The sequence below is a fragment of the Micromonospora noduli genome (assembly GCF_003264365.1).
Lineage (GTDB): Bacteria > Actinomycetota > Actinomycetes > Mycobacteriales > Micromonosporaceae > Micromonospora > Micromonospora noduli.
Window position 1 is genome coordinate 1 of the sequence record NZ_PYAK01000112.1, and the last position, 7808, is coordinate 7808.

The window sequence follows — 7808 nt, forward strand, 5'->3', positions numbered from 1 at the left end:
GGGGCCGCACCACCGGGGCCCGGGTGCCGGCGGGCCGGGTCGGCGCGCTGCACCTGCCGGCCACGATCCGCGCCGCCGCGCCGCACCAGGCGGCCCGGGGCCGACTCACCGGTCCGCTGCGACTGCGCCGGGACGACCTGCGCGAGGCGGTTCGTGAGGGGCGCGAGGGCAATCTGGTGCTGTTCGTGGTGGACGCAAGCGGCTCGATGGGTGCCCGGCAGCGGATGACCACGGTGAAGGACGCGGTGCTCGCCCTGCTCACCGACGCGTACCAGCGGCGGGACAAGGTCGCGGTGATCGCGTTCCGGGGTGGCGGCGCCCGGACCCTGCTGCCGGCGACCTCGTCGGTGCTGGCGGCCTCGACCCGGCTGGCCGAGCTGCCCACCGGCGGGCGTACCCCGCTGGCCGAGGGCCTGCTCGCCGCCGCGGACCTGTTGCGGGTGGAGCGCCTGCGCGACCCGAAGCGCCGCCCGCTGGTCCTCATCGTCACCGACGGCCGGGCCACCGCCGGCACCCGTCCGCTGGACCGGGCGGCAGCGGCGGCCGGGGTCCTGGCCGCCACGGGGGCTCCGTGCGTGGTCGTCGACTGCGAATCCGGCCCGGTCCGCCTGCACCTGGCGAACCGCCTGGCCACCCAGCTAAAAGCCCCCCGTCACCAACTAGAAGACCTAACCCACGCCCCCGCCCCCGCCCGAGGAGATCTTGGAACGAAACGGCCCCTGGAGGGGCGGCTTCCTTCCAAGATCTCGACCGGCACCACCCTCACGCCCGACAGGAGCGTTGCCTGATGCCGCAGGGACAGCCGAGCAACGTGCCCGCTGACGGGTTGACGACCCGGCAGCGGCGGCACCGGCCACTGCTGATCGTCCACACCGGACAGATGAAGGGGAAGTCGACGGCGGCCTTCGGGCTGGCGTTGCGGGCCTGGACCGCCGGTCTGCCGGTCGGGGTGTTCCAGTTCGTCAAGAGCGCCAAGTGGCGGGTCGGGGAGGAGAACGCCTTCCGGGCGCTCGGCGAGGTGCACGAACGCACCGGCCAGGGCGCGCCGGTGACCTGGCACAAGATGGGCGAGGGCTGGTCCTGGATTCAGCGCGGCGGCGACGCCGACCACGCCGCCGACGCCCTGGAGGGCTGGCGGCAGATCCAGCGTGACCTGGCCGCCGAGCGCTACGGGCTGTACGTGCTGGACGAGTTCACCTACCCGATGAAGTGGGGCTGGGTGGACGTCGACGAGGTGGTCGCCACCCTGGCCGAGCGCCCCGGCTTCCAACACGTCGTGATCACCGGTCGGGACGCCGACCCACGCCTGGTCGCCGCCGCCGACCTGGTCGCCGAACTGACCAAGGTCAAGCACCCGATGGACGCCGGTCAGAAGGGCCAGAAGGGCATCGAGTGGTGAACGCACACTGGGCGCTGCCCCGGGTGGTGGTCGCCGCCCCGGCCAGCGGCCACGGCAAGACCACCGTGGCCACCGGGCTGCTCGCCGCGCTGCGCCGACGGGGCCTCACGGTCAGCCCACACAAGGTCGGCCCCGACTACATCGACCCCGGCTACCACGCCCTCGCCGCCGGGCGGCCCGGGCGCAACCTCGACCCGTTCCTGGTCGGGGCCGACCGGATCGCACCCCTGCTGCGCCACGGCGCGAGCGTCCCCACGCCCGCCGACATCGCCGTGGTCGAGGGCGTCATGGGCCTGCACGACGGCGCGGTGGGCCGCCGCGACTACGCCTCCACCGCGCACGTCGCCCGGCTGATCGACGCACCCGTGCTGCTGGTGCTGGACACCACCGCGCAGGGCCGGTCGGCCGCTGCGCTCACCCTCGGCATGGCCGCGTTCGATCCGGCGGTACGGATCGGCGGGGTGATCCTCAACCGGGTCGGCTCACCCCGGCACGAGACGCTGCTGCGCGACGCCCTCGCCGAGGTGGACGTACCGGTGCTCGGGGCGGTCACCCGCGCCGCCGAGGTGGCCGCGCCGGCCCGGCACCTCGGACTGGTGCCGGTCGCCGAGCGGGCACCCGAATCGGTCGCGATCGTCACCGCGCTCGCCGAGCTGGTCGAGGCCACGGTGGACCTCGACGCCGTGCTCGCCCTGGCCCGGAGCGCCCCGCCGCTGACCGCCGCGGCGTGGGACCCGGTCGCCGCCGTCGGCGGGCCGGCCGGCGTCGAGCGGCCACGGGTCGCCCTCGCCGGTGGCCCGGCCTTCACCTTCTCGTACGCGGAGACCGCCGAACTGCTCGCCGCGGCCGGCGCGGACGTCGTCACCGTCGACCCGCTGCGTGACCCGGCGCTGCCCACCGGCACCCGGGCGGTCGTGATCGGCGGCGGCTTCCCCGAGGCGTACGCCCAGACGCTTGCCGACAACACCGGGCTCCGCGCCGAACTGGCTGACTTCGACGGGCCGATCGTGGCCGAGTGCGCAGGGCTGCTCTACCTCGGGCGGTCCCTGAACGGCGTACCGATGTGCGGCCGACTGGACCTGACCGCCCGGATGACCGACCGGCTCACCCTCGGCTACCGGGAGGCCCACGCCGTCACCGACTCCCCGGTGGCGCGCGCCGGCGAGCCGGTACGCGGCCACGAGTTCCACCGCACCACCACCGACCCCGGGCACGGCGACGCACCGGCGTGGCGCTGGAACGACACCGAGCACGGCTTCGTCGCCGGCCGGGTGCACGCGTCCTACCTGCACACCCACTGGGCCGGCCACCCGGACGCGGCCCGTCGACTGGTCGAGGCGTGCCGATGAGCACCGACGCCACGCTCACCGGGGTCGGCGTCGGCCCGGGCGACCCGGAACTGCTCACCGTCAAGGCGGTGCGGCTGCTGCGCGAGGCCGACCTGGTCTTCGTACCCGTCATGGCGGACCGGGTCGCTCCCGCCGGTGCGGCCTCGCCGGGTGCGGACGCCGGGCGGGCCGAGGCGACAGTGCGCTCCCACGTCGCGGCGGAGCGGCTGCGCCGGCTGCCGTTAGCGTTGGACGACCGGGGTGGGGTCACCGCGCGCCGGGCGGCCGCCTGGGACGACGCCGCCCGGGTGGTGGTCGAGGCGATCGACGCGGGCGCCCGGTCCCTCGCGTTCGCCACCATCGGCGATCCCAACGTCTACTCCACCTTCGGTTACCTGGCCCAGAGCGTCCGCGCGCTGCGCCCGGCGGTGCGGGTGGCGACAGTGCCCGGCGTCACCGCCATGCAGGAGCTGGCGGCCCGCAGCGGCACCCCGCTCTGCGAGGGACGCGAACCGCTCACCCTGCTGCCGGCCACCGCCGGCCTGGCGCTCTTCGCCGACGCCCTCGCCGGGCCGGGCACCGTGGTCGCCTACAAGGGCTGGCGACGGCACCCGGAACTGCTCGCCGAGCTGCGCCGGCAGGGCCGCCTCGCCGACGCGGTGCTCGGACGCAGCCTGGGGCTCCCCGGTGAACGCATCGGGCCGGTCGACGACACCGAGCACGACCTGCCGTACCTGTCGACGCTGCTGGTTCCGGCCCGCCGCGAGCACCGAGGAGGAAAGCTGTGACCAGCGACGGCAAGGTGTGGTTCGTCGGAGCCGGCCCGGGGGCGGCGGACCTGCTGACAGTGCGGGCCGCCCGGGTCATCGCCGAGGCGGACATCGTCATCTGGGCGGCCAGCCTGGTGCACGCCGACGTGCTCGACCACGCCCGCCCCGGCGCGGAGATCGTCGACTCGTCGCAGCTGCCCATCGAGGGGGTGCTGCCGCTCTACCGGCGCGCCGCCGAGCAGGGGCTGAGCGTGGCCCGGATCCACTCCGGAGACCCGGCGCTGTGGGGCGCGGTGCAGGAGCAACTGGACGTGTGCCGGGCGCTCGACCTGGCCGTCGAGATCGTGCCCGGGGTGTCCTCGTTCACCGCCGTCGCGGCGATCGTCGGCCGCGAGCTGACAGTGCCCGAGGTGGCCCAGTCGGTCATCCTCACCCGCCTCGAAGGCGGCAAGACCCCGATGCCACCCGGCGAGCGGGTCCGCGACTTCGCCCGGCACGGCACCACCATGGCGCTGTTCCTCTCCGCCGCCCGCTCCGGGCAGGTGCAGGCCGAGCTGCTGGCCGGCGGCTACCCGGAGGACACCCCGGCCGTGGTGGCGTACCAGGCGACCTGGCCCGACGAACTGGTGGTGCGCTGCACGGTCGGCACCCTGGAGGCGACGGTCAAACAGCACAAGCTGTGGAAACACACCCTCTTCCTGGTCGGCCCGGCTCTCGCCGCCGAAGGCACCCGCTCGCACCTCTACCACCCCGGGCACTTCCACACCTTCCGCCGCGCCGAGCCGGCCGCCCGCGCCGAGCTGCGCCGCCAGGCAAGCGCCCGCACCGGGGGGACAGCCACACCATGACGTACGCCGAGCCGCCGCTGCGCGAGCCGGACCTGCCGCGCACCGCGAAGGTCCGGCCCACCGCGCTGCGCACCGGCTGGACCACCGGCGCGTGCGCGACGGCGGCGGCCAAGGCCGCGGTCACCGCCCTGGTCACCGGCACCACCCAGCAGGAGGTGGAGATCGGGCTGCCCGCCGGACGTCGGGTGCGCTTCCCGGTGGAGCGCTGCGAGGTGACCGGCACCCCACCGGTCCGGGCCGAGGCGGTGGTGGTCAAGGACGCCGGGGACGACCCGGACGTCACCCACGGCGCCGAGCTGACCGCCACGGTGAACTGGACCGACGTGCCCGGCCTGCGGCTGGCCGGTGGTGCCGGCGTCGGCACCGTCACCAAACCCGGCCTCGGGCTCGCGGTCGGCGGGCCAGCGATCAACGACACCCCCCGCCGGATGATCGGCGAGGCGGTGGCCGAGGTGGTCGACCTCAGCGAGGTCGGGGTCCGGGTGGTGATCAGCGTGCCCCGGGGCGAGATCATGGCCCGCAAGACCACCAACCGTCGGCTCGGCATCCTCGGCGGCATCTCGATCCTCGGCACCACCGGGATCGTCCGCCCGTTCTCCACCGCGTCGTGGCGGGCCAGCGTCGTGCAGGCCGTGCACGTGATGGCCGCCCAGGGCGAGCCGACAGTGGTGCTCTGCACCGGCGGGCGTACCGAGCGGGCCGCCCGCGCGCTCCTGCCCGACCTGCCCGAGGTCTGCTTCGTCGAGGTCGGCGACTTCACCGGGGCCGCGGTGACCGCCGCCGTGGGTGACGCGATGACCGGGGTGGTCTTCGTCGGCATGGCCGGCAAGCTCGCCAAACTCGCGGCCGGCATCCTGATGACCCACTACACCCGCTCCACTGTGGACCTCTCCCTGCTCGGCGCGGTGACCGCCGAGGCCGGCGGCGCCCCGTCGCTCGTCGCCGCCGTGACCGAGGCGAACACCGGGCGGCACGCGTACGAGCTGTGGGAGGCCGCCGGGCTGCTCGCCCCGGCCGGCGACCTGCTCTGCCAGCGGGTCCGCCAGGTGCTGCGGCGCTTCGCCGGGCCGACTGTCGCAGTGGACGTGGCGATGGTCGACTTCGCCGGAACGCACGTCGTCGCCTCGTCCGGCCGGTGGCCCCGATGACGCGGATGGCCGCGGCGACGCCTGTGGCCCCGGCGACCGCCGTGACAGTGGTCGGTCTGGACGCGGCGGGCGCACCGCCGCACCCCGCGCTCGCCCCGGTGCTGGCCACCGCCGGGCTGGTGGTCGGGGCCACCCGGCACCTGGCCGCCGTGCCCATACCGGCCGGCGCGGACACCGTCACCCTCGGGCCGCTCGCCCCCGCCCTGCGCCGCCTCGCCGAGGCCGTCGCCGCCGGGGTGCCGGCCGTCGTGCTGGCCAGCGGCGATCCCGGCCTGTTCGGCATCGTCCGACGGCTGCGCGAGGCCGGGCTGCCGCTGCGGGTGGTGCCGGCGGTGTCCAGTGTGGCCGCCGCGTTCGCCCGCGCCGGGCTGCCCTGGGACGGCGCCGCAGTGGTCACCGCGCACGGGCGCGACCCCCGAGCCGCAGTGAACGCCTGCCGGGCGCTGCCACTGGTCGCGGTGCTCACCGCACCCGGCGCCGGCGCGGCCGAGCTGGGCGCCGGCCTGATCGGCTGGTCCCGCCGCCTGCTGGTCGCCGAGCACCTGGGCACCGCCGCCGAACGGATCCGCGCGGTGACCCCCGAGCGGGCCGCCGCCGAGACCTGGGCCGACCCGCACGTCCTGCTCAGCCTCGCCGACCCCGTACCCGCCGGGTCGGCGCACGCCCCGCCCGCCGACGCCCCGTCCGATCGGGGCACGGCCGGCGGCATGCGCGCCGACAATCAGCCCGCCGCCGCGCCGGCCGGCGGCTGGGCGCTGCCGGAGAACCGCTACGCCCACCGCGACTCCATGATCACGAAGTCGGAGGTGCGCGCCCTCGTCGTCGCCCGGCTGCGGCCCCGACTGGGCCGGCTGATCTGGGACATCGGGGCGGGCAGCGGCTCGGTCGGCATCGAGTGCGCGCTGCTCGGCGCGGCCGTGCTCGCCGTCGAAAAGGACCCCGAGGCCGGTGCCACCATCCAGGTCAACGCCGCCGCGCACGCCGTGCACGTCCGGCTGGTTGCCGGACATGCCCCGGCGGCGCTGGCCGACCTCCCCGAACCCGACGCGGTCTTCATCGGCGGTGGCGGCGTCGACGTCCTCACCGCCGTGGTGGCCCGCCAACCCGAGCGGGTGGTGCTCACCCTGGCCGCACTGGACCGGGTCGCACCGGCCGTGGGTCTGCTGCGCGCCGCCGGCTACACGGTCGAGGGCAGCCAGCTCTCCGCCGCCCGCCTCGCCGACCTGCCCGGCGGGTCGATCCGCCTCGCGGCCACCAACCCGGTGGTCGTCCTCACCGGGGAGCGCCAGTGACCGACCAGAACCCGCCCGCCCGGATCGGCCTGGTGGCGGCCACCGCCGCCGGCCGCCGGCACGCCGACACCCTGACCGCCGCCTGGCCGCACGCCCGGCTGGTCGAGGCGGAGACCGTCGCCGACGCGCTGCGGACCGCCTGGGCCGGATGTGACGCGGTCATCGCGTTCCTGGCCACCGGGGCGGTGGTGCGCATCGTCGCGCCGCTGCTCGACGACAAGCACACCGACCCGGCGGTGGTGGTCGTCGACGAGGCGGCCCGGCACGCCGTGGCGCTGCTCGGTGGGCACGCCGGCGGGGGCAACGCGCTCGCCGAACAGGTCGCCGCCCTCCTGGACGCCCAACCGGTGATCACCACCGCCACCGACGCGGTCGACCTGCCGGGGCTGGACACCCTCGGCTGGCCCGTGCAGGGCGCTGTCGCCGCGGTGTCCCGGGCCATCCTGGACGGCGAGCCGGTCCGGCTGATCGCCGACGCCGACTGGCCGCTGCCCGCCCTGCCCCCGAACGTGCGCGCGGCCGACGAGGACCCGACGGACGACGGGTACCGGCTGCTGGTCACCGACCGGGTGGTGCCGTCCGACCAGCGGACCGCCGTGCTGCGGCCGCCGTCGCTGGTCGCCGGCGTGGGCGCGAGTCGGGGCGTACCCGCCGCCGAGGTGGCGGAGCTGCTGCACCGGGTGCTGGCCGACGCCGGTCTCGACCCGGCGAGCCTGCGCTGCCTGGCCACCGCCGACATCAAGGCCGACGAGGCGGGCATCCGCAGCACCGTCGACGCGCTCGGCGTACCCCTGGTGACCTGGCCGGCGACGCGGCTGGCGGCGGTCGATGTGCCGCACCCCAGCGAGGTGGTCCGGGCTGCGGTCGGCACGCCGAGCGTGGCGGAGGCCGCGGCCCTGCTCGGCCCGGACGGTCGGGTCGACGACGCGACGCTGCTGGTGGGGAAGACCGCGACGGCGATGGCCACCGTGGCGGTGGCCCGGCACGCGCCACGCGGCCGGCTGGCCGTCGTCGGCCTCGGGC

Annotated in this window: 8 protein-coding genes; all 8 read left to right on the forward strand. The window is 76.2% G+C overall.

Features of this window, described 5'->3' with window-relative positions; genetic code table 11:
- Nucleotides 1-788, forward strand: a 788-nt coding sequence (locus GUI43_RS32855; RefSeq protein ID WP_249037920.1) for a VWA domain-containing protein, incomplete at its 5' end; no start/stop codon positions are given.
- Complete coding sequence (gene cobO / locus GUI43_RS32860) at nt 788-1399, forward strand: cob(I)yrinic acid a,c-diamide adenosyltransferase (protein WP_112700668.1); 612 nt, start codon at nt 788-790, stop codon at nt 1397-1399. The genes GUI43_RS32855 and cobO, both read left to right, overlap by 1 nt.
- Complete coding sequence (locus GUI43_RS32865) at nt 1393-2748, forward strand: cobyrinic acid a,c-diamide synthase CobB (RefSeq protein ID WP_112700670.1); 1356 nt, start codon at nt 1393-1395, stop codon at nt 2746-2748. The genes cobO and GUI43_RS32865 overlap by 7 nt, the downstream gene beginning before the upstream one ends.
- On the forward strand, nt 2745-3515 hold the full coding sequence (cobI, locus tag GUI43_RS32870) for a precorrin-2 C(20)-methyltransferase (RefSeq protein ID WP_112700672.1): 771 nt from the start codon (nt 2745-2747) through the stop codon (nt 3513-3515). The genes GUI43_RS32865 and cobI overlap by 4 nt, the downstream gene beginning before the upstream one ends.
- A complete protein-coding gene (gene cobM, locus GUI43_RS32875) occupies nt 3512-4345 on the forward strand; it encodes a precorrin-4 C(11)-methyltransferase (protein ID WP_112588074.1) in 834 nt (277 codons plus the stop codon). The genes cobI and cobM overlap by 4 nt, the downstream gene beginning before the upstream one ends.
- Nucleotides 4342-5493, forward strand: coding sequence for a cobalt-precorrin-5B (C(1))-methyltransferase (locus tag GUI43_RS32880; RefSeq protein ID WP_112700674.1), 1152 nt, complete (start codon nt 4342-4344; stop codon nt 5491-5493). The genes cobM and GUI43_RS32880 overlap by 4 nt, the downstream gene beginning before the upstream one ends.
- Nucleotides 5490-6785, forward strand: a complete 1296-nt coding sequence (gene cbiE / locus GUI43_RS32885) for a precorrin-6y C5,15-methyltransferase (decarboxylating) subunit CbiE (RefSeq protein ID WP_112700676.1) — start codon at nt 5490-5492, stop codon at nt 6783-6785. Before GUI43_RS32880 ends, cbiE begins: the two co-directional genes overlap by 4 nt.
- Nucleotides 6782-7808: cobalt-precorrin 5A hydrolase (locus GUI43_RS32890; RefSeq protein WP_211326802.1), on the forward strand; the 1027-nt coding region annotated here is incomplete at its 3' end. The genes cbiE and GUI43_RS32890, both read left to right, overlap by 4 nt.